The organism is Citrobacter sp. TBCP-5362 (assembly GCF_005406305.1).
GTDB classification, from domain to species: Bacteria; Pseudomonadota; Gammaproteobacteria; order Enterobacterales; family Enterobacteriaceae; genus Citrobacter_B; species Citrobacter_B koseri.
This window is the reverse complement of sequence record NZ_CP040234.1, coordinates 2,929,862-2,951,923: the sequence shown is the minus strand read 5'-3', so window position 1 is coordinate 2,951,923 and position 22,062 is coordinate 2,929,862. Positions and strand designations below refer to the sequence as shown.

The 22,062-nt window shown below is 54.6% G+C and carries 23 protein-coding genes; 16 read left to right on the top strand and 7 right to left on the bottom strand.

Annotation, left to right across the window (positions count from 1 at the left end; all coding sequences use genetic code 11):
* Positions 1 to 57 precede the first annotated feature (57 nt).
* A complete protein-coding gene (dacC, locus tag FD428_RS14120; protein WP_024130500.1) occupies positions 58 to 1,260 on the top strand; it encodes a serine-type D-Ala-D-Ala carboxypeptidase in 1,203 nt (400 codons plus the stop codon).
* 106 nt (positions 1,261 to 1,366) lie between these two features.
* On the opposite strand, the gene deoR is transcribed toward dacC, so the two are convergent.
* Both deoR and ybjG read right to left on the bottom strand, forming a co-directional pair.
* Complete coding sequence (gene deoR, locus FD428_RS14115; RefSeq protein WP_058668858.1) at positions 1,367 to 2,125, bottom strand: DNA-binding transcriptional repressor DeoR; 759 nt, start codon at positions 2,123 to 2,125, stop codon at positions 1,367 to 1,369.
* 71 nt (positions 2,126 to 2,196) lie between these two features.
* Positions 2,197 to 2,805: an undecaprenyl-diphosphate phosphatase gene (ybjG, locus tag FD428_RS14110; RefSeq protein WP_114848478.1), complete on the bottom strand. Its 609-nt coding sequence runs from the start codon at positions 2,803 to 2,805 to the stop codon at positions 2,197 to 2,199.
* Between the two features lie 312 nt (positions 2,806 to 3,117).
* On the opposite strand from ybjG, the gene FD428_RS14105 reads away from it, so the two are divergent.
* Entirely contained in the window at positions 3,118 to 4,350 is a 1,233-nt protein-coding gene (locus tag FD428_RS14105) for an MFS transporter (protein ID WP_112002218.1), read from the top strand.
* A 38-nt stretch (positions 4,351 to 4,388) separates the two neighbouring features.
* On the opposite strand, the gene FD428_RS14100 is transcribed toward FD428_RS14105, so the two are convergent.
* Positions 4,389 to 5,204 (bottom strand): Cof-type HAD-IIB family hydrolase, encoded by an 816-nt coding sequence (locus tag FD428_RS14100; RefSeq protein WP_012133115.1) that lies wholly within the window; start codon positions 5,202 to 5,204, stop codon positions 4,389 to 4,391.
* Complete coding sequence (locus FD428_RS14095) at positions 5,204 to 6,412, bottom strand: MFS transporter (RefSeq protein ID WP_024130499.1); 1,209 nt, start codon at positions 6,410 to 6,412, stop codon at positions 5,204 to 5,206. The genes FD428_RS14100 and FD428_RS14095 overlap by 1 nt, the downstream gene beginning before the upstream one ends.
* Positions 6,413 to 6,498: 86 nt before the next feature.
* Here FD428_RS14095 and FD428_RS14090 point away from each other — a divergent pair, with 86 nt between their 5' ends.
* Positions 6,499 to 7,041 (top strand): TetR/AcrR family transcriptional regulator, encoded by a 543-nt coding sequence (locus FD428_RS14090; protein ID WP_112002220.1) that lies wholly within the window; start codon positions 6,499 to 6,501, stop codon positions 7,039 to 7,041.
* A 167-nt stretch (positions 7,042 to 7,208) separates the two neighbouring features.
* Here the strand turns inward: FD428_RS14090 and FD428_RS14085 are convergent, their stop codons facing one another.
* Complete coding sequence (locus FD428_RS14085) at positions 7,209 to 8,894, bottom strand: aspartate:alanine antiporter (protein ID WP_012133110.1); 1,686 nt, start codon at positions 8,892 to 8,894, stop codon at positions 7,209 to 7,211.
* A 270-nt stretch (positions 8,895 to 9,164) separates the two neighbouring features.
* On the opposite strand from FD428_RS14085, the gene FD428_RS14080 reads away from it, so the two are divergent.
* Positions 9,165 to 9,542, top strand: coding sequence for an inner membrane protein YbjM (locus FD428_RS14080; RefSeq protein WP_024130498.1), 378 nt, complete (start codon positions 9,165 to 9,167; stop codon positions 9,540 to 9,542).
* Between the two features lie 30 nt (positions 9,543 to 9,572).
* Here the strand turns inward: FD428_RS14080 and FD428_RS14075 are convergent, their stop codons facing one another.
* Positions 9,573 to 9,836, bottom strand: coding sequence for a GrxA family glutaredoxin (locus FD428_RS14075; RefSeq protein WP_024130497.1), 264 nt, complete (start codon positions 9,834 to 9,836; stop codon positions 9,573 to 9,575).
* Positions 9,837 to 10,007: 171 nt separating this feature from the next.
* Between FD428_RS14075 and FD428_RS14070 the strand changes: the two genes are divergently transcribed.
* The 12 genes from FD428_RS14070 (at position 10,008) to FD428_RS14015 (ending at position 21,104) form a co-directional block, all read left to right on the top strand.
* Positions 10,008 to 10,298, top strand: a complete 291-nt coding sequence (locus FD428_RS14070) for a YbjC family protein (RefSeq protein ID WP_104868866.1) — start codon at positions 10,008 to 10,010, stop codon at positions 10,296 to 10,298.
* A complete protein-coding gene (gene nfsA / locus FD428_RS14065) occupies positions 10,282 to 11,004 on the top strand; it encodes a nitroreductase NfsA (RefSeq protein WP_071259591.1) in 723 nt (240 codons plus the stop codon). The genes FD428_RS14070 and nfsA overlap by 17 nt, the downstream gene beginning before the upstream one ends.
* A gap of 52 nt (positions 11,005 to 11,056) precedes the next feature.
* Positions 11,057 to 11,959, top strand: a complete 903-nt coding sequence (gene rimK, locus FD428_RS14060) for a 30S ribosomal protein S6--L-glutamate ligase (RefSeq protein ID WP_024130496.1) — start codon at positions 11,057 to 11,059, stop codon at positions 11,957 to 11,959.
* An 89-nt stretch (positions 11,960 to 12,048) separates the two neighbouring features.
* Positions 12,049 to 12,525 (top strand): YbjN domain-containing protein, encoded by a 477-nt coding sequence (locus tag FD428_RS14055; protein ID WP_047457888.1) that lies wholly within the window; start codon positions 12,049 to 12,051, stop codon positions 12,523 to 12,525.
* 417 nt (positions 12,526 to 12,942) lie between these two features.
* A complete protein-coding gene (potF, locus tag FD428_RS14050; protein ID WP_012133103.1) occupies positions 12,943 to 14,055 on the top strand; it encodes a spermidine/putrescine ABC transporter substrate-binding protein PotF in 1,113 nt (370 codons plus the stop codon).
* Positions 14,056 to 14,152: 97 nt separating this feature from the next.
* Positions 14,153 to 15,286: a putrescine ABC transporter ATP-binding subunit PotG gene (gene potG / locus FD428_RS14045; RefSeq protein ID WP_114848477.1), complete on the top strand. Its 1,134-nt coding sequence runs from the start codon at positions 14,153 to 14,155 to the stop codon at positions 15,284 to 15,286.
* Positions 15,287 to 15,295: 9 nt separating this feature from the next.
* The gene (gene potH, locus FD428_RS14040) at positions 15,296 to 16,249 is read left to right on the top strand and encodes a putrescine ABC transporter permease PotH (RefSeq protein WP_012133101.1); all 954 of its coding nucleotides are present in this window, start codon (positions 15,296 to 15,298) and stop codon (positions 16,247 to 16,249) included.
* Complete coding sequence (gene potI, locus FD428_RS14035) at positions 16,246 to 17,091, top strand: putrescine ABC transporter permease PotI (protein ID WP_012133100.1); 846 nt, start codon at positions 16,246 to 16,248, stop codon at positions 17,089 to 17,091. Before potH ends, potI begins: the two co-directional genes overlap by 4 nt.
* Positions 17,092 to 17,151: 60 nt before the next feature.
* Positions 17,152 to 17,640 (top strand): YbjO family protein, encoded by a 489-nt coding sequence (locus FD428_RS14030; RefSeq protein ID WP_071260108.1) that lies wholly within the window; start codon positions 17,152 to 17,154, stop codon positions 17,638 to 17,640.
* Positions 17,641 to 17,680: 40 nt separating this feature from the next.
* Complete coding sequence (gene rlmC, locus FD428_RS14025; protein ID WP_114848476.1) at positions 17,681 to 18,811, top strand: 23S rRNA (uracil(747)-C(5))-methyltransferase RlmC; 1,131 nt, start codon at positions 17,681 to 17,683, stop codon at positions 18,809 to 18,811.
* A gap of 132 nt (positions 18,812 to 18,943) precedes the next feature.
* Positions 18,944 to 19,651: a response regulator transcription factor gene (locus FD428_RS14020; RefSeq protein ID WP_047457883.1), complete on the top strand. Its 708-nt coding sequence runs from the start codon at positions 18,944 to 18,946 to the stop codon at positions 19,649 to 19,651.
* The gene (locus FD428_RS14015; RefSeq protein ID WP_114848475.1) at positions 19,635 to 21,104 is read left to right on the top strand and encodes a sensor histidine kinase KdpD; all 1,470 of its coding nucleotides are present in this window, start codon (positions 19,635 to 19,637) and stop codon (positions 21,102 to 21,104) included. The genes FD428_RS14020 and FD428_RS14015 overlap by 17 nt, the downstream gene beginning before the upstream one ends.
* Positions 21,105 to 21,141: 37 nt before the next feature.
* Here the strand turns inward: FD428_RS14015 and artJ are convergent, their stop codons facing one another.
* Complete coding sequence (gene artJ, locus FD428_RS14010) at positions 21,142 to 21,873, bottom strand: arginine ABC transporter substrate-binding protein ArtJ (RefSeq protein ID WP_012133094.1); 732 nt, start codon at positions 21,871 to 21,873, stop codon at positions 21,142 to 21,144.
* Positions 21,874 to 22,062 lie beyond the last annotated feature (189 nt).

The window sequence follows — 22,062 nt, the reverse complement described above, 5'->3', positions numbered from 1 at the left end:
CACTTATAACACGGTGGTATGGCGTGTTTTTTTGGAATGGATACTCGGGTGGCATTTATGACGCAATACTCTTCTTCCCTTCGTAGTCTTGCTGCGGGTTCAGCACTCTTATTCCTTTTTGCGCCGACGTTACAGGCGGCTGAGCAGACAACGGCGCCGCCGAGCGTTGATGCGCGCGCGTGGATTTTAATGGACTATTCCAGCGGCAAGGTGCTGGCGGAAGGCAACGCCGACGAGAAACTGGACCCCGCCAGCCTGACCAAAATTATGACCAGTTACGTCGTCGGGCAGGCGCTGAAGGCTGGAAAAATTCAGCTCACGGATATGGTGACGGTAGGAAAAGACGCCTGGGCCACGGGCAACCCGGCTCTGCGCGGTTCGTCGGTCATGTTCCTTAAGCCCGGAGATCAGGTCTCGGTATCCGATCTCAACAAGGGCGTGATCATCCAGTCGGGTAACGACGCCTGTATTGCGCTTGCGGATTATGTTGCCGGAAGCCAGGAGTCGTTCATTGGTTTGATGAATGGTTACGCGAAAAAACTGGGGCTGACCAACACAACGTTCCAGACGGTTCACGGCCTGGATGCGCCGGGGCAGTTTAGTACCGCGCGTGATATGGCGCTGCTGGGCAAAGCGCTGATCCATGATGTGCCGGAAGAGTACGCCATTCACAAAGAAAAAGAGTTCACTTTCAACAAGATTCGCCAGCCGAACCGTAACCGCCTGCTGTGGAGTTCTAATCTGAACGTTGACGGCATGAAAACCGGGACAACGGCAGGCGCCGGATACAATCTGGTGGCCTCTGCGACTCAGGGAGATATGCGTTTGATCTCCGTCGTGCTGGGGACGAAAACCGATCGCATCCGTTTTAATGAGTCAGAGAAATTGTTGACCTGGGGCTTCCGCTTCTTTGAAACGGTGACACCCATTAAACCTGACGCGACGTTCGTGACTCAGCGCGTCTGGTTTGGGGATAAGAGCGAGGTGAATCTGGGCGCGGGAGAGGCGGGTTCCGTGACGATTCCGCGCGGACAGCTGAAAAACCTGAAGGCCAGCTTTACGCTGACGGAACCGCAGCTGACCGCGCCGTTGAAGAAAGGCCAGGTTGTCGGCACCATCGACTTCCAACTCAACGGAAAGTCCATTGAACAGCGTCCGCTGATGGTGATGGAAAACGTGGAAGAGGGCGGCTTCTTTGGGCGGATATGGGACTTCGTCCTGATGAAATTCCACCAGTGGTTTGGCGGCTGGTTCTCTTAATCGCGGTGACGGTGCCGGATGGCGTTAACGCTTATCCGGCCTACGATACGTGCATATTTGTAGGCCGGATAAGGTGCGGCAGCGCCGCCATTCGGCAAACCTGACATCAATACATCAACGTAATGCGCTGCGCTTTGGCATAATCGACAAACTCATCGTCGGGGCGGCAGTCGCTCACTACCGCATCAAAACGCGTTAATTCGCCCATCCGCGCGGGTCGCACCTTGCCGAATTTACTGTGATCCACCACCAGGACATGGTATTGCGCCATCGACATAGCCCAGTGTTTCACCGGCAGTTCTTCGAGGTTAAAACAGGTTGCCCCTTTGCTGATATGAACGCCTGCGGCGGAATAAAAGGCGATATCAGGGCAGATATTATTCAGGGTTTCCTGAAAATCGAGCGGTTTGAAAATGGCGTTGCTGGCGTGAAATTCCCCGCCGCACAGAATCGCCCGGCACAGCGGTTTTTCCTGGAGCGCCAGAAACGTATTCAGGGAATAACAGACGGCGGTGAAAGGCAATTCGTTATCAATGGCTTCAATGATCCACGGCGTGGTGGTGCCGCAGTCAAAAAAAATCGTCTGATGCGCCTGTACCAGACCGGCGGCCAGCTGCGCGGCGCGGCGCTTCTCTTCAACCAGGCGGGATTTTTGATCGCTCAATAAATAATGGCTGGCGCTGCGGGGTTCCAGAACAATATACCCGCCCAGTAACACGACGGGCGCGCTTTTATTATTCAGGTCGCGACGAATGGTCATCTCCGATACGCCCAGCAGAGTCGCGGCTTCTTTCAGGTGTAATTTATCACTGCGTTTTAGCGCTTGCAGCAATTGACCAATACGCTCGTCGCGTCGTGTTTCCATAATTCCCCTGGACAGTTGAATAAGCACTCTGCACAGTACAGAGCGCTTAATACTACTCTTTTTTCACCAGGTTAGTCACGTACCCAGCCTTTACGAATGGGCAGCGCGAAGCAGACGCGGTAGCACGTTTGTAGGCCGTGGTAGAGAGCAACCCCATATTTTTGCCACAGCATTTGCGTGCTCAGGCAGCCGATCATCCCGACCAGCAAACCGCCGAGCATATCCAGCGGCCAGTGAACGCCGAGGTAAACGCGTGACCAGGCGACCGTCACGGCCAGCGCCATGAGCAGTACGCCAGACCAGACGCGGTGCCAGAATAAAAACGCCAGCGCAAAGGTAAAGACAACGGTGCCGTGGTCGCTCGGGAAGGAGTCATCGGGCGCGTGATGCAGGAAGTTATAGCCGATACGATCGACAAAAGGACGATCGTGCGGGAAAAGATGCCCCATTATCCAGGAGATCGTCAGGCTGATGAGCAGCGCGATACCCATTTTAATCACCAGCTGGCGTTGAGCGCAGACCCGATCGCGCGGCCCCCATAACCAAAGCACAACGGCCTGCAGCGGCACGATGTTAATCAAATCTCTGGCAATGAAAATGGCCAGAGCGATCATCCACTGTGCGGAGTCGGGGGTGGCATTGATTAAGTAAAACAGCGAGTTGTTAAGGTTTTCCAGCATAACATCCAGACTCAGTGCAGTGATTAAACGAAACGACCCTACGTGCTCCGGGTAAGGGCGAGAATACAAAGTGCCGCAACGGGGGGAAAGCGGTATTGTCTTATTTACCTGTAAAATGAGGAAATTTAAGACAATGGCGCGAGCTTATTCGCCATGATAGCGCCAGCAACTTAAATTAACCTTAAAGCAAAAGGTCACGAAGGATGATTATGTAAAAATGTGCGCATTTTGTTTTTAAATCACATAATTCGCTATCTCAGGTAACGTACTTTCATTACACTTTGCGCGATTTTTTATTTGCGAAGAGATTGCATGCAAAACCTTTCACAAACAGGCGTCCGGCTCGGACGTCAGGCACTGCTTTTCCCTCTCTGTCTGGTGCTTTACGAATTTTCTACGTATATCGGCAACGATATGATCCAGCCGGGGATGCTGGCGGTGGTGGAACAGTATCAGGCCGGGATCGACTGGGTTCCGACCTCGATGACTGCCTACCTGGCGGGCGGGATGTTTTTGCAGTGGCTGTTAGGGCCGCTGTCGGATCGTATTGGACGCCGCCCGGTGATGTTAGCGGGCGTGATCTGGTTTATCGTCACCTGCCTTGCCACACTGCTGGCGCAAAACATTGAGCAGTTCACCCTGCTGCGTTTTTTGCAGGGGGTAAGCCTGTGCTTTATTGGCGCCGTGGGGTACGCCGCCATTCAGGAATCCTTTGAAGAAGCGGTGTGTATCAAAATTACGGCGCTAATGGCTAACGTTGCCCTGATTGCGCCGTTGCTGGGGCCGCTGGTGGGCGCCGCCTGGGTGCATGTTCTGCCGTGGGAAGGGATGTTTGTTCTGTTTGCCGTACTGGCGGCGATTGCTTTTGTCGGCTTACAGCGCGCGATGCCGGAGACTGCGACCCGCCTTGGCGAGAAGCTGTCGCTTAAAGAACTGGGGCGGGATTACACGCTGGTGCTGAAAAACGTGCGGTTTGTTGCCGGCGCGCTGGCGCTGGGGTTCGTCAGCCTGCCGCTGCTGGCGTGGATTGCCCAGTCGCCGATCATAATCATCAGCGGTGAGCAGCTCAGCAGCTATGAATATGGCTTGTTGCAGGTTCCTGTCTTTGGCGCGCTGATTGCCGGGAATCTGGTGCTGGCGCGGTTGACCTCCCGGCGAACGGTGCGCGCATTGATTATCATGGGCGGCTGGCCGATTGTGGCGGGATTGCTGATCGCCGCAGCCGCGACGGTGGTCTCTTCCCATGCGTATCTATGGATGACGGCGGGTCTGAGCGTCTACGCCTTTGGCATCGGCGTGGCGAACGCGGGGCTGGTGCGTCTGACCCTGTTTGCCAGCGATATGAGCAAAGGCACGGTTTCTGCGGCGATGGGGATGTTGCAGATGCTGATCTTTACCGTGGGTATTGAAGTGAGCAAGCATGCTTATCTGAGCGGCGGCAACGGCTTATTCAGCCTCTTCAACCTGGCGAACGGCATTCTCTGGCTGCTGTTGATGGTTATCTTCCTGAAAGACAAACGGGTAGGGGATTCACGGGAAGGGTGAGGCCCTCCGGCGCAGCGCCATCAGACCTCAAAGAGGCATTACCCACTGAATGGGGCTTCGTTTTTCAGCACGCGGTCGATAACGTCCAGCACGCCTTCCGCGTTATTCGAGCCCGCCCGATATTTCGCCGCAGAGGCCACCGCCGCTCCGGCGTTTTCCATCGCAAAACTGAAGCCGGCCTGACGCAGCATCTCAATATCATTGCCGCCGTCGCCAAACGTCACGACCTCATCATTGTTAATCCCCCAGCGTTGTTGCAGCAGACGCAAGCCGTTCGCTTTGTGTACGCCGGGAATGATCAAATCGATGCTGCCGTAACCGGTGTGAACCGGCACCATGATATCGCCAATCGCATCATGCAGCGCCGTCTGAACCTGGGGAATACGGTCATCAGTAATGTTGAGGCCGAATTTAAAGAACACGTCATTGATGTTGTCGAAGCTGTCCACGAACTCAAGGCGATGGTAGTACATCGCCGCAACCTGTTTCAGTTCATCGTTGTACTGTTTCAGGGTATAGGCGCTGTTTTTACCGCAGGCGATGATTTCAATATCCGCGCGGGTCAGCAGATGATCGACAACGGCAGCAAAATCCTCTTTCGCCAGTTCGCCGTTGAACACGTCTTCGCCCTCGCTGACCACCCAGCCGCCGTTTTCAGCGACAAAGGCGATTTCGTGGGCGATCTCTGGAAAGAAAGAGATTAACTGGTAATACTGATTACCGCTGGCGACCACAAAGCGGATGCCTTTCTGCTTCATTAGCCGATACTGCGCCATAAACCGGTCGCGATTATAGGTTTTTTGATCGCTCAAAAAGGTGCCGTCCATGTCTACCGCAATTAGCTTGATACCCATTAACTATTCTCCATAACAGATTGAGTGTTTGATGTCGGTTTGGCGACAGCCTTTGCGACAAGAGCGGCAAGGATGACCAGCGCCAGCACAACCAGCATTGCGCTGCGCAAACCATAATGTTCGCCAAGATAGCCCAGCAGCGGCGGCCCCACCAGGAAGGCCAGATAACCGGTTGTCGCCACCACGCTGACGCGGGTTGGCGCGTCCGGGCCGGTATCGCTGGCCGCTGAAATCGTTAGCGGGAAGCCAAGCGACGCCCCAAGCCCCCAGAGAATAACGGAAACGCCCGCGACCCAGGCGCTGTCGACGAAGATAATCAGACCAATACCGAGCGCTCCCATTAGCGCGCTGGCGCGGACTACCGCCACGCGGCTATAACGGTCGATAAACCAGCCGCCGGTAAAGCGCCCGACGGTCATACCGAGCGTAAAGCCCGCATAAATCAGCGAGCCGGACGTTGGGCTGAAGCCGTGACCATCCACCATCAGAAGCGGCAGCCAGTCGTTGGCGGACCCTTCAGCGAAGGCCATCGCCAGTACCACCACGCCGATCAACAGTAGCTGGACATCGCGATAAAAAGGTACGCCTTTTTCCGTTGTGTGGGCGCCGTCGGCGGCGTTTTTCCCCGTGCCGTCGGGAATGGCGCGAATAGCAATAAAAATGGGGACGATCGCGACGAGAGCCGCCAGCAGGATATGAGCGTTGGCAGGGACGTTAAAGGCGGTTAGCGCCATGCCGACGCCAGCGCCAGCCAGCGTACCGAAGCTGTAAAAACCGTGCATCATCGGCAGGACGGTTTTATTCATTTCACGTTCAACCGCCGCCCCTTCGACGTTGATAGCGACTTCGGCGGCGCCAAAGCTGGCGCCGAATACGCCTAAGCCAAGCGCAAAAACCAGCGGAGAAGCGAACCACAGCGCAATGCTGAGGATAACCATCCCCGCAACGGCGCAGGACATGGTGGTCTGAATGACGTTGCGCGTGCCAAATCGTTTTACCAGCCAGGCGGAACACAGAATACCGCTCATCGAACCGATGGAAAGCCCAAACAGCACCGCCCCCATTTCTGCCGTTGATACCGAAAGGATATCGCGAATGGCGGGGGTGCGGGTTGCCCATGAGGCCATCAACAGCCCTGGCAAGAAGAAGAACATAAAAAGCGCCCAGGTCCGGCGCCTTAAGGCTTTACGTGATGAGATGGCGGTCATTGATTCAAACTGAAAAAAAAGAATACAGGGGACAACACTAGCAAGTTTGTGTACATTTGTACACAAACTTGATGAGAGGAAAAGCAGTGCGACGAGCTAACGATCCCCTGCGGCGAGACAAAATCGTTCAGGCCACGCAGGAAGCGATAATAACGCATGGCATTCACGGCGTTACGCACCGCAAAATCGCGGCGATAGCGCAGGTGCCGCTCGGGTCGATGACCTATTATTTTTCGGGAATCGATGAGTTGCTGATCGAGGCGTTAAGCCGATTTACAGCAACAATGTCGCACCAGTTTCAGTCATTCTTTGCCGATGTCACGAACGTTCAGGACGCCTGTCACGCCATTACCGACATGATCTACAGCTCGCTGGTGACCACGCCAGATAATATGGAGCTGATGTACCAGCTGTATGCCTTCGCCAGCCGAAAACCGGCGCTGAAAACGGTGATGCAGAACTGGATGCAGCGCAGTCAGCAAACGCTGGAGCAGTGGTTTGAACCGGTGACCGCCCGCGCGCTGGACGCGTTTATCGAAGGCATGACCCTCCATTTCGTCACCGACAGAGCGCCTTTAACGCGGGACGATATTCTGGTCATGGTGAAGCGTATTGCCGGGCAGGCGTGATTTTCAGGCAACAAAAAACCCATCAACCTTGAACCAAAATGGCGGGGTTGATGGGCTCCACAAATTGGGGACATCAAAGAAAAGCAGTGGCACTAGTTATGACTGACGCCTTGAAGAAAAGTTCTGCTTACCTGCAAAAATTTTTCACTTAAAGGCAAACTTCAGTTTTATCCTAAGCCCGGCCAGATGATGACAATAAGTGTCCCCGCCAGCGTTAACAGAACGTTGGCTATCGCGTAGGTTCCCGCATAGCCTAATGCCGGAATGTTGCTGCGCGCCGTGTCGCTGATGATCTCCATCGCCGGAGCACAGGTGCGCGCGCCCATCATGGCGCCGAAGAGCAGGGCGCGGTTCATACGTAATACATAAGCGCCGAACAGGAAGCAGATAATGACCGGCACCAGGCTCACCACAAGACCGGCAATCAACATTTGCCCGCCGACCGCGCCAAGCCCGTTCCCGATGCCGCTGCCCGCGCTCAGGCCGACGCCGGCCATAAAGACCATCAAACCAAACTCTTTCACCATGTTCAGCGCGCCCTGCGGGATGTACCCGAAGGTGGGGTGGTTAGCTCGCAGGAAACCGAGCATGATCCCGGCGAACAGCAGCCCGGCGGCGTTGCCGATGCCGAAGCTGAAATTACTGAACTGGAAGGTGATCATCCCGATCATCAGGCCGATGATAAAGAAGGCGCAGAAGGCCAGCAGATCGGTTACCTGACTGTGAATCGAGATAAAGCCGATACGGTCCGCGACGGTTTTCACGCGACGCGCATCGCCGCTCACCTGCAAGACGTCGCCTTTATTCAGCACCACGTTGTCGTCGATCGGCATTTCAATCTGGCTGCGGATCACGCGGTTAAGGAAGCAGCCGTGGTCGGTCAGCTTCAACTGGGCGAGACGGCGGCCTACGGCATTGTGGTTTTTCACGACGATCTCTTCGGTCACGATGCGCATGTCGAGCAGGTCGCGGTCGAAGACTTCTTTGCCGTTACGGAAGCTGGGATCCAGCCGGGCGTGTGCATCCGGGTAACCGACCAGGGCAATCTCATCGCCCATCTGCAATACCGCGTCGCCATCCGGGTTCGCCAGAATACCGTTACGGCGGATGCGCTCAATGTAGCAACCGGTCTGACGATAGATACCCAGTTCGCGCAGATTTTTCCCGTCGGCCCAGGCCACCAGTTCCGGGCCGACGCGATAAGCGCGGATGACCGGCAGATAGACCTTGCGGTTGGCGTCGGTATCCAGGCCGCGCTCGCGGGCAATCTGCTGGGCGCTGGTTTGCAAATCCTGATGTTGCAGTTTCGGCAGGTAACGTGCGCCGACAATCAGGCTGACCAGGCCGATGAGGTAGGTCAGCGCGTAGCCCAGGCTCAGGTTGTCCAGCGCGACCGAGAGCTGCGAACTCTCCATACCGGAATGGCGTAACGTGTCGCCTGCGCCGACCAGCACAGGGGTCGAGGTCATGGAGCCCGCCAGCATACCGGCGGTCAGGCCGATATCCCAGCCAAAGAGCTTACCCAGCCCTAATGCGATCAGCAGCGCGCTACCGACCATGACCAGAGCAAGCATCAGGTAATTTTTGCCGTCGCGAAAAAAAATAGAAAAAAAGTTGGGGCCAGCTTCGACGCCGACACAAAAAATAAACAGCATAAAGCCCAGATTTAGTGCATCGGTGTTAATACTAAAGTGCTGCTGCCCTAATAATAGGGAGACCACTAAAACGCCAATGGAATTACCGAGTTGGACTGAACCCAGGCGTAACTTACCCAGACATAGCCCGAGAGCCAGGACCACAAATAATAACAGGATGTAATTCCCATTTAACAAATCTGCGACGTTTATATTCACGGAGACTAACTTCTTGTTTACCAGTAAGCTGTTGAAAGAAATGACAATTTACGCTAATGTTTTTGCCAGAAATTATGAGGCGTCGGCATCGTATCGGCGCTCAAATAAAAGCAGCACAACAATTTAATTCGCTAGTTTAATCTCATTACGTATCAACGGCTATAAGAATCGTGTGGGTGTGTTTTTGGCATGGAATGCCGAACGACTTTATCTGACTGGACGCCTTCGGGCGAAAAAAGTGTTCGATAGAGATAGTGTCAGGAGGAACGATTGAAACATAAACAAGGTTGGGCGGGTGCAATCTGCTGCTTTGTACTCTTTATTGTGGTGTGCCTTTCATTAACGATGCATATGAAAGGGGCATTTCGGGTTGCCGGGCATCCTGAGATTGGGCTGTTGTTTTTTACGTTACCTGGCGCGGTGGCCAGTTTTTTTTCCCATCGCAGAGAAGTCATTAAACCTCTTATCGGCGCCATGCTGGCCGCACCATGTTGTCTGGTTCTGATGCGATTTGTTTTTATGCCTACGCGCTCCGTATGGCAAGAACTGGCGTGGTTGTTCAGTGCGGTGTTCTGGTGTGCGCTCGGCGCGCTTTGCTTTTTATTTATCAGCAGCCTGTTTAGTCAGCGGCGTAAAAAGAACCGATAACGCCCTCCGGGAGAGGGCGTAAAGCAGCGATCAGGCGAACAGGTTCAGATTCTCTTTTGCCCAAGCCTCAAAATCGGTGTAACCGCCGATGTGTTTCTGATCGACAAAAATCTGCGGTACGGTCTCTACCGGTTTACCCACGGTTTTTTCCAGATCCGCTTTGGTAATGCCTTCAGCATGAATATCAATATAGCGATAGTTAAAATCGTCGCGCTCAGTGCTCAGTTTTTCTGCTAACTCTTTCGCACGCACGCAATACGGGCACCCTGGGCGACCAAAAATAACGGTAAACATTGTTTTTTTCCTCGAACTCATAGCCTTGTGACGAATGGCGGCTATGATGCCGTTAAACGACGCGTCTGAAAAGCAGGTTGCGCCTGTTGCTTTGATACCTATAGGCTATATCTGTTAAACACGATAAACCTGAACGCGTTACACTGAGCATCCGTTATCCGGGAGGCCCTTATGCGCTCGATTGGCGCTTTACCCAAAAGCGTGTTGATTCTGGAAATTCTCGGTATGATTTTGCTGGCAGCGGCGTTGCTGTCGCTCAATCAGTACCTCACATTACCCGCGCCGATGAACAGCCCGCTGGCGGTAACGGTGATGATATTTCTCGGTATCCTGCTTATGCTTCCCGCTGCGGTGGCGCTGATGTGGCGGATCGCGCAGCTTATTGCGCCGCAACTGATGACGCGCTCACCCGATTCTTCTTCCCGTTCAGCAAGAGAAAAACCGCATGACTCCAACCATTGATTTAATCCGTGGTCACCGTTCTATTCGTCATTTCACCGATGAGCCGATTTCCGATGCGCAGCGTGAGTCGATTATTGCCGCCGCGCGGGGAACCTCAAGCTCCAGTTTTTTACAGTGCAGTTCCATTATCCGCATTACCGATAAAGCCATGCGCGAAGCGCTGGTGCCCCTGACGGGCGGGCAAAAGCACGTTGCGCAGGCCGCGGAATTCTGGGTTTTCTGCGCTGATTTTAATCGTCACTTACAGATTTGCCCGGACGCGCAGCTCGGGCTGGCGGAACAGCTGCTGCTGGGCACGGTCGATACGGCGATGATGGGGCAAAATGCGCTGACCGCTGCCGAATCCCTGGGGCTGGGCGGCGTCTACATCGGCGGTATCCGCAATCATATTGAAGCGGTTACGGAACAGCTGAAATTACCGAAATATGTCCTGCCGCTGTTTGGGCTGTGCCTCGGCTGGCCTGCGGATAACCCTGGCGTTAAGCCGCGCCTGCCCGCAGAACTGGTGGTGCATGAAAATCACTATCAGCCTGTGGATGCCGCGCTGCTGGCGCAATATGATGAGCAGATCGCGGAGTATTACCTGACCCGCGACAGCAATACGCGCCGCGATACCTGGAGCGATCATATCCGTCGTACCATCATCAAAGAGAATCGCCCGTTTATTCTGGACTATTTGCATAAACAGGGTTGGGCGACGCGCTAACACCCGGTGTATGATACGCAGGCTTTTACCAGGTCTTTTAGAGAGGTGCAGGGTGAAAATTGCCATATTGTCCCGGGACGGAACGCTCTATTCTTGTAAACGCCTGCGCGAAGCGGCGATGAAGCGCGGCCATCTGGTCGAAATACTCGATCCGCTTTCCTGCTATATGAACATCAGCCCGGCGGCCTCTTCTATTCACTATAAAGGCCGCCAGTTGCCGCATTTTGATGCCGTCATCCCCCGTATTGGCTCCGCCATCACGTTTTACGGTACAGCGGCGCTGCGTCAGTTCGAAATGCTGGGTAGCTATCCGCTGAACGAATCCGTGGCGATTACCCGCGCGCGCGATAAACTGCGTTCGCTACAGTTACTGGCCCGGCAGGGGATTGACTTGCCCGTTACTGGCATTGCGCATTCGCCGGATGACACCAGCGATCTGATCGACATGGTCGGCGGCGCGCCGCTGGTGGTAAAACTGGTGGAAGGTACGCAGGGCATTGGCGTGGTGCTGGCGGAAACCCGGCAAGCCGCAGAGAGCGTGATTGATGCGTTTCGTGGCCTCAATGCGCACATTCTGGTGCAGGAGTACATCAAAGAGGCCAGAGGGCGTGACATCCGTTGTCTGGTCGTGGGCGACGAAGTGGTGGCGGCCATTGAGCGGCGGGCAAAAGAGGGCGATTTTCGCTCCAACCTTCATCGCGGCGGTATGGCGAGTATCGCCAGTATCACGCCGCGTGAACGAGAGATCGCGATAAAAGCGGCGCAGACGATGGGGCTGGATGTCGCTGGCGTCGATATTCTGCGCGCGGAGCGTGGGCCGCTGGTCATGGAAGTGAACGCCTCTCCGGGTCTGGAAGGGGTAGAAAAAACGACGGGTGTGGATATCGCCGGGCGAATGATCCAGTGGATCGAGCGTCACGCCACCCCCGAATTTTGCCTTAAAACGGGCGGTTAATCGCAATATCGTTCCCGATCGTGGTATGACGCGGTCTTTTTGCGTAAGCTGTGCCGGTAATTTTTTATCGTAAGAGGTAGCACATTATTATGACATCACTGGTCGTTCCTACTCTGGATACGTTGCGTCAATGGCTCGACGACCTGGGCATGAGTTTTTTTGAATGTGATACCTGTCAGGCGCTGCATTTGCCCCATATGCAAAATTTTGACGGCATTTACGATGCGAAAATCGACCTGGTGGATAACACGGTGCTGTTTTCCGCAATGGCGGAAGTGAGGCCCTCTGCGCTGCTGCCGCTGGCTGCCGATCTGTCGGCAATTAACGCCAGCTCGTTAACGGTGAAAGCGTTCCTGGATATGCAGGATGATAATCTGCCAAAACTGGTGGTTTGCCAGTCTTTATCCGTTATGCGGGGCGTGACGTATGAACAGTTCGAGTGGTTTGTTCGTCAGAGCGAAGAGCAGATTTCTATGGTGATCCTGGAAGCCGGAGCGCATCAGCTGCTGTTCAGCGCAGAAGAAGACGCGCAAAAAAGTAGCGCTGAAAATCATTTTCTTCACTGAAATCTGCGCACATGCAACCTGAAGAATGACGCGTCTAACGCAGTCGCTGCCAGAGCGGCTGCTGTTTGCATTTTTTTATTCTGCCTTTAACCTTTCTTTAAAGAATAATTCACCTCCTTTCCGCCTGTTTCGCTTTATCACATAGACAAAACCTGCATAAAAAATTGATAAAAGGCGTTTTTTAATCTGAGCTATAGCCTCGAACCCTGGCTAAAGTTATTCTTGCGAAGCTTTTACACGTCATCCTTCAGACAACCTCCTGAATGATTTTGTGTATTTATGGCGAGCAATGACGGCAGGGAGAGAGCCCTCTCTTCTGTAACTGTGTCGAGTGACAAAATATGCACGTTTCTTGCATATCTTAGAATGCAACTTTTTTGGTTCGTTTGTTAACGAACTTTCAGAAGGAAAGAGATTATGACCGCCTTAAATAAAAAATGGCTATCGGGTCTGGTTGCGGGTGCTCTGATGGCCGTCTCTGCCAGCACGCTCGCCGCTGAACAAAAAACACTGCATATCTATAACTGGTCTGATTATATCGCCCCGGATACGGTCGCGAACTTTGAAAAAGAGACCGGTATCAAAGTGGTCTATGACGTCTTCGACTCCAACGAGGTACTGGAAGGGAAACTCATGGCCGGGAGCACCGGTTTTGATCTGGTTGTCCCGTCGGCCAGTTTTCTGGAACGCCAGCTCACTGCGGGCGTATTCCAGCCGCTGGATAAAAGCAAACTACCTGGCTGGAAAAACCTCGATCCAGAGCTGTTGAAGCTGGTAGCGAAGCACGATCCTGACAACAAATACGCGATGCCGTATATGTGGGCGACTACCGGTATCGGTTATAACATCGATAAAGTCAAAGCGGTGCTGGGGGCTGACGCACCGGTCGATAGCTGGGATCTGGTGCTGAAACCTGAAAATCTGGAAAAACTTAAAAGCTGCGGCGTCTCCTTCCTTGATGCGCCTGAAGAGGTGTTCGCGACCGTGCTGAACTACCTGGGGAAAGATCCCAACAGCACCAAAGCGGATGACTACACGGGGCCTGCGACCGATCTGTTGCTGAAGCTGCGCCCGAACATTCGTTATTTCCACTCGTCTCAATACATAAACGATCTGGCGAACGGCGATACCTGCGTGGCGATTGGCTGGGCAGGGGACGTATGGCAGGCGGCTAACCGCGCGAAAGAAGCGAAAAACGGCGTGAATATCTCCTTCTCCATTCCGAAAGAGGGGGCGATGGCGTTCTTTGATGTGTTCGCGATGCCTGCTGATGCGAAAAACAAAGAAGAGGCTTATCAGTTCCTCAACTATCTGCTGCGCCCGGACGTGATCGCCCACATTTCCGACCATGTGTTCTACGCCAACGCCAACAAAGAAGCGACGGCGCTGGTCAGCGCTGAAGTGCGTGACAACCCGGGCATTTATCCGCCTGCGGATGTGCGAGCGAAAATGTTCACGCTGAAAGTGCAGGAACCGAAGATCGACCGTGTGCGTACGCGTGCCTGGACGAAGGTGAAAAGCGGTAAATAAGCCGCTGTATCAGAACGTTGCCCGGTGAGGTTTACCGGGCAATGCGCACTTTTATGGTGCGTTTGCACTGATTTTTGTTTATGCCGGAGAGCACCCCGTGAACGACGCAACCCCCCGCCCACAGGCGAAAACCCGTAAAGCGCTGACGCCGCTTCTTGAAATCCGCAACCTGACAAAATCATTTGATGGTCAACACGCCGTGGATGATGTCAGCCTCACCATCTATAAAGGCGAAATATTTGCGCTGCTTGGCGCATCGGGCTGCGGGAAATCCACGCTGCTGCGTATGCTGGCCGGATTTGAACAACCCTCCGCCGGGCAAATCATGCTCGATGGCGTCGATCTGGCGCATGTCCCGCCTTATCTGCGCCCTATCAATATGATGTTTCAGTCTTATGCGCTGTTCCCCCATATGACGGTGGAGCAGAACATTGCGTTTGGGCTGAAGCAGGACAAGCTGTCGAAGGCGGAAATCACCGCGCGCGTGAACGAAATGCTGGGGCTGGTGCATATGCAGGAGTTCGCTAAACGTAAGCCTCATCAGCTTTCCGGCGGCCAGCGTCAGCGTGTGGCGCTGGCGCGTAGCCTGGCGAAACGCCCGAAGCTGTTGCTGCTCGACGAACCGATGGGCGCGCTGGATAAAAAGCTGCGCGACCGGATGCAGCTGGAAGTCGTCGATATTCTTGAGCGCGTTGGCGCGACCTGCGTGATGGTGACGCACGATCAGGAAGAGGCGATGACGATGGCCGGGCGAATTGCGATCATGAACCGTGGGAAATTCGTGCAGATTGGCGAACCGGAAGAGATTTATGAACATCCGACCACCCGCTACAGCGCGGAATTTATCGGTTCTGTGAATGTCTTTGAAGGCCTGCTGAAGGAACGTCAGGATGATGGGCTGGTTATTGATTCGCTGGGGCTGGTGCATCCTCTGAAAGTGGATGCGGATGCGTCCGTTGTCGATAACGTTCCGGTGTATGTCGCGCTGCGCCCGGAAAAAATCATGCTGTGCGACGCGCCGCCAGAAGACGGCTACAACTTTGCCGTGGGTGAAGTGGTGCATATCGCCTACCTCGGCGATTTGTCGATTTATCATGTGCGGTTGAAAAGCGGCCAGATGTTGAGCGCTCAGTTACAGAACGCGCATCGCTATCGCAAAGGGTTGCCGACCTGGGGCGATGAAGTGCGTTTATGCTGGGATGCGGACAGTTGTGTGGTGTTGACGGTTTAAGGAGCGAAAATGAGTACACTTGAACCTCCGGCTCGCGATAAAAAGCCCGGCGGCCTGACGCTGTGGCTGGCGCGGATGCAAATGAAGCATGGGCGTAAGCTGGTCATCGCGGTGCCGTACCTTTGGCTGATCCTGCTTTTCCTGCTGCCGTTTCTGATTGTGTTTAAAATCAGCCTGGCGGAGATGGCGCGGGCGATCCCGCCCTATACCGATCTGATGGCGTGGGCCGACGGGCAGCTATCCCTGACCCTCAACCTGGGAAACTTCCTGCAACTGACGGACGATCCGCTCTATTTTGACGCCTATTTGCAGTCTTTGCAGGTGGCGGGCGTTTCGACTCTCTGCTGTTTGCTGCTGGGGTATCCGCTGGCCTGGGCGGTGGCGCACAGCAGGCCGTCGACGCGTAATATTCTGCTGTTGCTGGTGATCCTGCCGTCCTGGACCTCGTTTTTGATCCGCGTTTACGCCTGGATGGGGATTCTGAAAAATAACGGCGTGCTGAATAACTTCCTGATGTGGCTGGGGGTTATCGATCATCCCCTGACGATTTTGCATACCAATCTGGCGGTGTATATCGGTATTGTCTACGCCTATCTGCCGTTTATGGTGCTGCCGATTTATATCGCGCTGACGCGCATTGACTATTCGCTGGTGGAGGCCTCGCTGGATCTGGGCGCGCGTCCGCTGAAAACCTTCTTTAGCGTCATTGTGCCGTTAACGAAAGGGGGTATTATCGCCGGATCGATGCTGGTGTTTATTCCGGCGGTGGGGGAATTTGTGATCCCGGAACTGCTCGGCGGGCCAGACAGCATTATGATCGGCCGCGTACTGTGGCAGGAGTTCTTCAACAACCGCGACTGGCCGGTGGCCTCTGCGGTGGCTATCATCATGTTATTACTGCTGATTGTACCGATTATCTGGTTCCATAAGCATCAGCAAAAAAGCGAGGGGGAACTCGGATGAATACTTTACCGGTGGTTCGTTCGCCCTGGCGAATTGTTATTCTGGTGCTCGGGTTTACCTTTCTGTATGCGCCGATGCTGATGCTGGTCATCTATTCGTTTAACAGCTCGAAGCTGGTGACCGTCTGGGCGGGATGGTCTACGCGCTGGTATGGCGAGCTGTTCCGGGATAGCGCGATGATAAGCGCCGTCGGCCTGAGTCTCACGATTGCCGCTTGCGCCGCGACAATGGCGGCTATTCTGGGGACGATTGCCGCCGTGGTAATGGTGCGTTTTGGCCGTTTTCGTGGAGCGAATGGCTTTGCGTTTATGATCACCGCGCCGCTGGTTATGCCGGATGTGATTACCGGGCTGTCGCTGTTGCTGCTGTTTGTGGCTCTGGCCCATGCGATCGGCTGGCCCGCAGATCGCGGAATGCTGACAATCTGGCTGGCGCACGTTACCTTCTGTACGGCCTATGTGGCGGTGGTTATTTCATCGCGTCTGCGCGAACTGGATCGCTCGATTGAAGAGGCGGCGATGGATCTTGGCGCGACGCCGTTAAAAGTGTTCTTTGTGATTACGCTGCCGATGATCATGCCTGCGGTGATCTCTGGATGGCTGCTGGCTTTCACGCTGTCGCTGGACGATCTGGTGATCGCCAGTTTTGTCTCTGGCCCGGGGGCGACGACATTGCCGATGCTGGTCTTCTCCAGCGTGCGTATGGGGGTTAACCCGGAGATTAACGCGCTGGCGACCCTTATCCTCGGCGTGGTAGGCATTGTCGGTTTTATCGCCTGGTATCTGATGGCGCGCGCAGAAAAGCAGCGAATGCGTGATATCCAACGTGCAAGACGCGGCTGAAGAAACTAAAATCTGCCAACCTGGCAACACGTTACCGTGGGCAAGCGCGGTAACGTTTTCATGGAAGACGATTCGTTGGGATTTTTTAAGAAATCATCCTCATCACATGCCCGTTTAAATGTACCCACGCTGGTGCAGGTGGCGGCGCTCGCGATTATTTTGATCCGCTGCCTCGATTTGCTGATGATTTTTAACACGCTCGGCATGCGGGGAATGGGGGAGTTTATTCATCGCAGCGTGCAAACCTGGAATCTGACGCTGGTGTTTTTAGGCAGCCTGGCGCTGGTCTTTACTGAAATATATTGCGCGTTTTCGCTGGTGAAAGGGCGCAACTGGGCACGCTGGGTGTACCTGCTCACGCAGGTTATTGCCACAGGCTATCTGTGGGCGGCGTCGCTGGGCTATGGCTACCCGGAACTGTTCAGTATTGCCGGGGAGTCGAAACGCGAAATTTTGCACACGCTGGTGATGCAGAAATTGCCGGACATGCTGGTTCTGATGCTGCTCTTTATCCCTGCGGGCAGCAGGCGGTTCTTCCGTTTGCAATAACGTGTATAATCCTCGCCCCTGGTAATATGAAGGTCTTTGTATGCAGTGCGCACTCTACGACGCCGGTCGCTGTCGATCCTGTCAGTGGATAGTCCAGCCGATCCGCGATCAACTCTCCGCCAAAACCGCCGATCTGAAGGGGCTGCTTGCCGATTTTTCAGTTGAACAGTGGTGTGCGCCGGTCAGCGGCCCGGAACAGGCCTTTCGTAATAAAGCCAAAATGGTGGTCAGCGGCAGCGTGGAAAAGCCGCTGTTAGGCATGTTGCATCGCGATGGCACCCCGGAGGATTTGAGTGACTGTCCGCTCTATCCCGACACGTTTGCTCCCGTTTTTGCCACGCTGAAGCCGTTCATCGCCCGTGCCGGGTTAACGCCTTACAACGTGGCGCGCAAACGCGGCGAGCTGAAATACATCCTGCTGACGGAAAGCCAGTTCGATGGCGGCATGATGCTGCGGTTCGTGCTGCGCTCAGAAACCAAACTGGCGCAGCTGCGCGCGGCGCTGCCGTGGCTACAGGCGCAGTTACCGCAACTGAAGGTTATTACCGCGAATATTCAACCGGTACACATGGCGATTATGGAAGGGGAGACGGAGATCTTCCTGACGGAGCAGCAGGCGCTGGCAGAACGTTTTAACGATGTGCCGCTGTGGATCCGTCCGCAGAGCTTTTTCCAGACCAACCCGGTCGTTGCGAGCCATCTGTATGCGACAGCACGTGACTGGGTGCGTCAGCTGCCTGTTCATCACATGTGGGATCTGTTTTGCGGCGTCGGGGGATTTGGTTTGCACTGCGCCACCCCGGAAATGACGTTGACGGGCATTGAGATCGCACCAGAGGCAATCGCCTGCGCGAAGCAATCCGCCGTGGAACTGGGGCTGACGAATCTTCATTTTCAGGCGCTGGACTCCACCCGATTCGCCACCGCGCAAGGAGAGGTGCCGGAACTGGTGCTGGTGAACCCGCCGCGTCGCGGCATTGGAAAAGTCCTGTGCGACTATCTTAGCCAGATGGCGCCGGAATACATCATCTACTCCAGCTGCAACGCGCAGACGATGGCAAAGGACATTGCCAACTTGCCGGGCTACCGTATTGAGCGTGTTCAGCTTTTCGATATGTTCCCGCATACCGCGCATTATGAAGTGTTAACGCTGTTGACCAAAACACGCTGACCGGTAGGCCGGGTAAAGCGAAGCCGCCGCCTGGCGCAACGTCCGCACAAAGTTCAACAAAATGTGAACTCTTCCCCCCTGTGAAATCGGGTAAGCTTAAGTCATTGGCATTGAGAGAATGAAGGCTTACCCATGAAGCAGATCCTGCTGGTGGAAGATGACCACGACATCGCGGCGCTCCTGCGCCTCAATCTAGAAGACGAAGGCTACGCCATTACTCACCAACCGGATGGGGGTAAGGCGTTACAGTGCCTTGAAACCCAACCCTGGGATGCCGTGATCCTCGACCTGATGCTCCCCAACGTTGACGGTCTGGAGATTTGTCGTCGCATCCGTCAGATGACCCGCTACCTGCCGGTGATTATTATCAGCGCCCGCAGCAGCGAAACGGACCGCATTACCGGGCTGGAAACCGGGGCAGATGATTACCTGGCAAAACCCTTCTCGGTGCAGGAGCTGATCGCGCGCATCAAAGCGCTGTTTCGCCGTCAGCAGGCTATGGGGCAGGCACAGACTGCCGGGCATATTCAGGCTCATGGCCTGACGCTTGATCCGCTGGCGCGTACGGTGCGCCTGCACGGTCAGGACGTGGACCTCACGCCGCGTGAATTTGAGCTGCTGTACTTCTTTGCCCGTCATCCTGGAGAAGTCTTTTCGCGTCTGGCGCTGCTGGAACAGGTCTGGGGCTATCAGCACGAAGGGTATGAGCACACCGTCAACACCCACATTAATCGCCTGCGTATCAAGATTGAAAAAGATGCCGCTGAACCGGAGATTATTCGTACCGTCTGGGGCAAAGGTTACAAATTTGCGGAGCTGAACCATGATGCGGCGCTTTAGCCTGAGCCAGCGGCTGACGCTGCTGTTCATTCTGCTGCTGATGCTCTGCGCCACCGTTGCCTGCGCGGTGCAACTCTACAGCAGTATGCAGTACGGCAACGCGATGGTGCAGCGGCTGTCCGGCGGGCTGGCGCAACAGATTGTGCAGCGTGAACCCATTCTGGATGCGCAGGGCAGGGTTGACCGCAGCGTGCTGAAGCCGCTGTTTGACCGCCTGATGACCTTTAACCCGAGCGTTGAGCTGTATGTCGTCTCTTCTGACGGCGAACTGCTGGCCGATGCCGCGCCGCCGGGCCATATCCAGCGGCAAAAGATCGATATTAGTCCATTGCAAACCTTTCTCAGCGGCGCAGCGATGCCCGTCTATGGCGACGATCCGCGTAGTCAGAGTCAGAAGGTTTTCAGCGTTACCCCTTTACGTCAGGATGGTGAGCTTAAAGGCTATTTGTACATCATCCTGCAAGGCGAAGAGTCAAATGCGCTGGCAGAAATGGCCTGGCATAAAGCACTTTGGAGTACGGTGTTGTGGTCCCTGCTATGGGTGGCGCTGTTCGGCCTGCTGGCGGGGTTACTGATCTGGTACTGGGTGACGCGCCCGGTAAAACGCCTGACGATGGACGTTGCCGGGCTGGAGCAGGACAGCATTACCGCCATCAAACAGCTGGCGGCACAGCAGCCGGAAACCACGGTGAGTGATGAAGTTGCGGTGCTGCGCAATACTTTTATCGAGCTGGCGCGCAAAATCGCCGGTCAGTGGGATCAACTGGCCGACAGCGACCGGCAGCGCCGGGAGTTTATCGCCAATATCTCGCATGACTTACGCACGCCGCTGACGTCATTGCTGGGCTACCTGGAAACGTTATCGCTTAAATCCGCTACGCTGACGCCGCAGGAAACGCAGCAATATCTCGCCACTGCGCTGCGTCAGGGGCACAAGGTGCGGCACCTGTCGCAGCAGCTTTTCGAGCTGGCGCGGCTTGAGCACGGCAGCATTAAACCGCAACTGGAGCGCTTTGCTATTGGTGAGCTGATTCAGGATGTGGCGCAAAAATTCGATCTGACAATAGAGACCCGGCAGTTGCATTTGCAGGTCGATATGCCGCATTCCCTGCCGCTTATCAATGCTGACGTCTCGATGATAGAGCGGGTAGTGACAAATCTGCTGGATAACGCCGTGCGCCATTCGCCGCAGGGGAGCGCTATCCGGCTGAAGGTATGGCAGGAGGAGGCGCAGCTACAGGTAGAGGTCAGCGACAGCGGGCCAGGTATCGACGAAGCGTTGCGTGAACAACTGTTCCAGCGACCATCGGTGCTGGGGCATCAGGCGTCGCGGGAAGATCGCGGAGGGTTAGGGCTGCTGATTGTAAGACGGATGCTGGAACTGCACGGCGGTGGGATCAGGCTGATGGATTCGGTGAGTGGCGCGCGCTTTAGGTTCTTTGTGCCCTTATAGAATTGCCGGATGGCGCTGCGCCATCCGGCAAGGAAGATTACTGCGGGAACCACTGATCGCTGATTTTCTGATAAGTGCCGTCAGCTTTGATTGCCGCCAGCGCGGTGTTCAGTTTTTCCAGCAGCGCTTTATTATCCGGGCGCACAGCGATGCCAAGGCCGGTGCCGAAGTATTGCGGATCGGTCACTTTTTCTGTTGCCGCGCCCAGTTGCGGATTGGTTTTCAGCCACTCATTCACCACGGCGGTATCGCCGAATACGCCATCAATACGGCCATTTTTCAGGTCGATAATCGCATTCTGGTAGCTGTCATAAGCTACGGTTTTCACTTCAGGATGCTTATCTTGCAGGTATTTCTGGTGCGTGGTGCCGTTTTCCATGCCGATACGTTTCCCTTTCAGGTCGGCAAAGGTTTTATAGCTGTCTTTTTTCGCAATCACCAGCGCAGAGTTGGCATAGTAAGGGCTGGTGAACGTCACCTGTTTGCTACGCTCAGGGGTAATATCCATACCAGAGATAACCGCGTCATATTTTTTGAATTTCAGCGCCGGGATCAGGCTGTCAAACGCGTGGTTGGTAAAAGTACAGTCGGCCTGCATTTGTTTGCATAACGCAGTCGCCAGATCGATATCGAAACCGACGATTTTATTGCTCGCATCCAGTGATTCGAACGGCGGGTAAGTAGCGGAAACGCCGAAATTGATTTTATCGGCAGCTGAGGCGCCAGCGGCGAAAGTAGCGAGTAATGCGGCCAGAACTAACTTTTTCATGGTGGAACTCCCGTCTGTCAATCTTATGATTATTCACCGTGTCTGCGGCATGGGTTTACAATGCCATTTAATGAATTTATATGCAATAAAAATGATTAAGTATTTTTGTTATTATAAAAAAAGACGGACAGCTTAGTGGCTTGTCCGCCTTTATGATTTCGTTTTATGCATTTATGTCGATAATTTTGT

Bases quoted from the DNA above. Each gene is read 5' to 3' on its own strand.
- ybjG (WP_114848478.1), bottom strand. From the start codon at position 2,805: ATGCTGGAAAACCTTAACAACTCGCTGTTTTACTTAATCAATGCCACC.
- FD428_RS14075 (WP_024130497.1), bottom strand. From the start codon at position 9,836: ATGTTTACCGTTATTTTTGGTCGCCCAGGGTGCCCGTATTGCGTGCGT.
- deoR (WP_058668858.1), bottom strand. From the start codon at position 2,125: ATGGAAACACGACGCGACGAGCGTATTGGTCAATTGCTGCAAGCGCTA.
- FD428_RS14020 (WP_047457883.1), top strand. From the start codon at position 18,944: ATGAAGCAGATCCTGCTGGTGGAAGATGACCACGACATCGCGGCGCTC.
- FD428_RS14100 (WP_012133115.1), bottom strand. From the start codon at position 5,204: ATGGGTATCAAGCTAATTGCGGTAGACATGGACGGCACCTTTTTGAGC.
- FD428_RS14015 (WP_114848475.1), top strand. From the start codon at position 19,635: ATGATGCGGCGCTTTAGCCTGAGCCAGCGGCTGACGCTGCTGTTCATT.
- FD428_RS14105 (WP_112002218.1), top strand. From the start codon at position 3,118: ATGCAAAACCTTTCACAAACAGGCGTCCGGCTCGGACGTCAGGCACTG.
- artJ (WP_012133094.1), bottom strand. From the start codon at position 21,873: ATGAAAAAGTTAGTTCTGGCCGCATTACTCGCTACTTTCGCCGCTGGC.
- FD428_RS14070 (WP_104868866.1), top strand. From the start codon at position 10,008: ATGCGCTCGATTGGCGCTTTACCCAAAAGCGTGTTGATTCTGGAAATT.
- FD428_RS14095 (WP_024130499.1), bottom strand. From the start codon at position 6,412: ATGACCGCCATCTCATCACGTAAAGCCTTAAGGCGCCGGACCTGGGCG.
- potF (WP_012133103.1), top strand. From the start codon at position 12,943: ATGACCGCCTTAAATAAAAAATGGCTATCGGGTCTGGTTGCGGGTGCT.
- rlmC (WP_114848476.1), top strand. From the start codon at position 17,681: ATGCAGTGCGCACTCTACGACGCCGGTCGCTGTCGATCCTGTCAGTGG.
- potI (WP_012133100.1), top strand. From the start codon at position 16,246: ATGAATACTTTACCGGTGGTTCGTTCGCCCTGGCGAATTGTTATTCTG.
- FD428_RS14055 (WP_047457888.1), top strand. From the start codon at position 12,049: ATGACATCACTGGTCGTTCCTACTCTGGATACGTTGCGTCAATGGCTC.
- nfsA (WP_071259591.1), top strand. From the start codon at position 10,282: ATGACTCCAACCATTGATTTAATCCGTGGTCACCGTTCTATTCGTCAT.
- dacC (WP_024130500.1), top strand. From the start codon at position 58: ATGACGCAATACTCTTCTTCCCTTCGTAGTCTTGCTGCGGGTTCAGCA.
- FD428_RS14030 (WP_071260108.1), top strand. From the start codon at position 17,152: ATGGAAGACGATTCGTTGGGATTTTTTAAGAAATCATCCTCATCACAT.
- potH (WP_012133101.1), top strand. From the start codon at position 15,296: ATGAGTACACTTGAACCTCCGGCTCGCGATAAAAAGCCCGGCGGCCTG.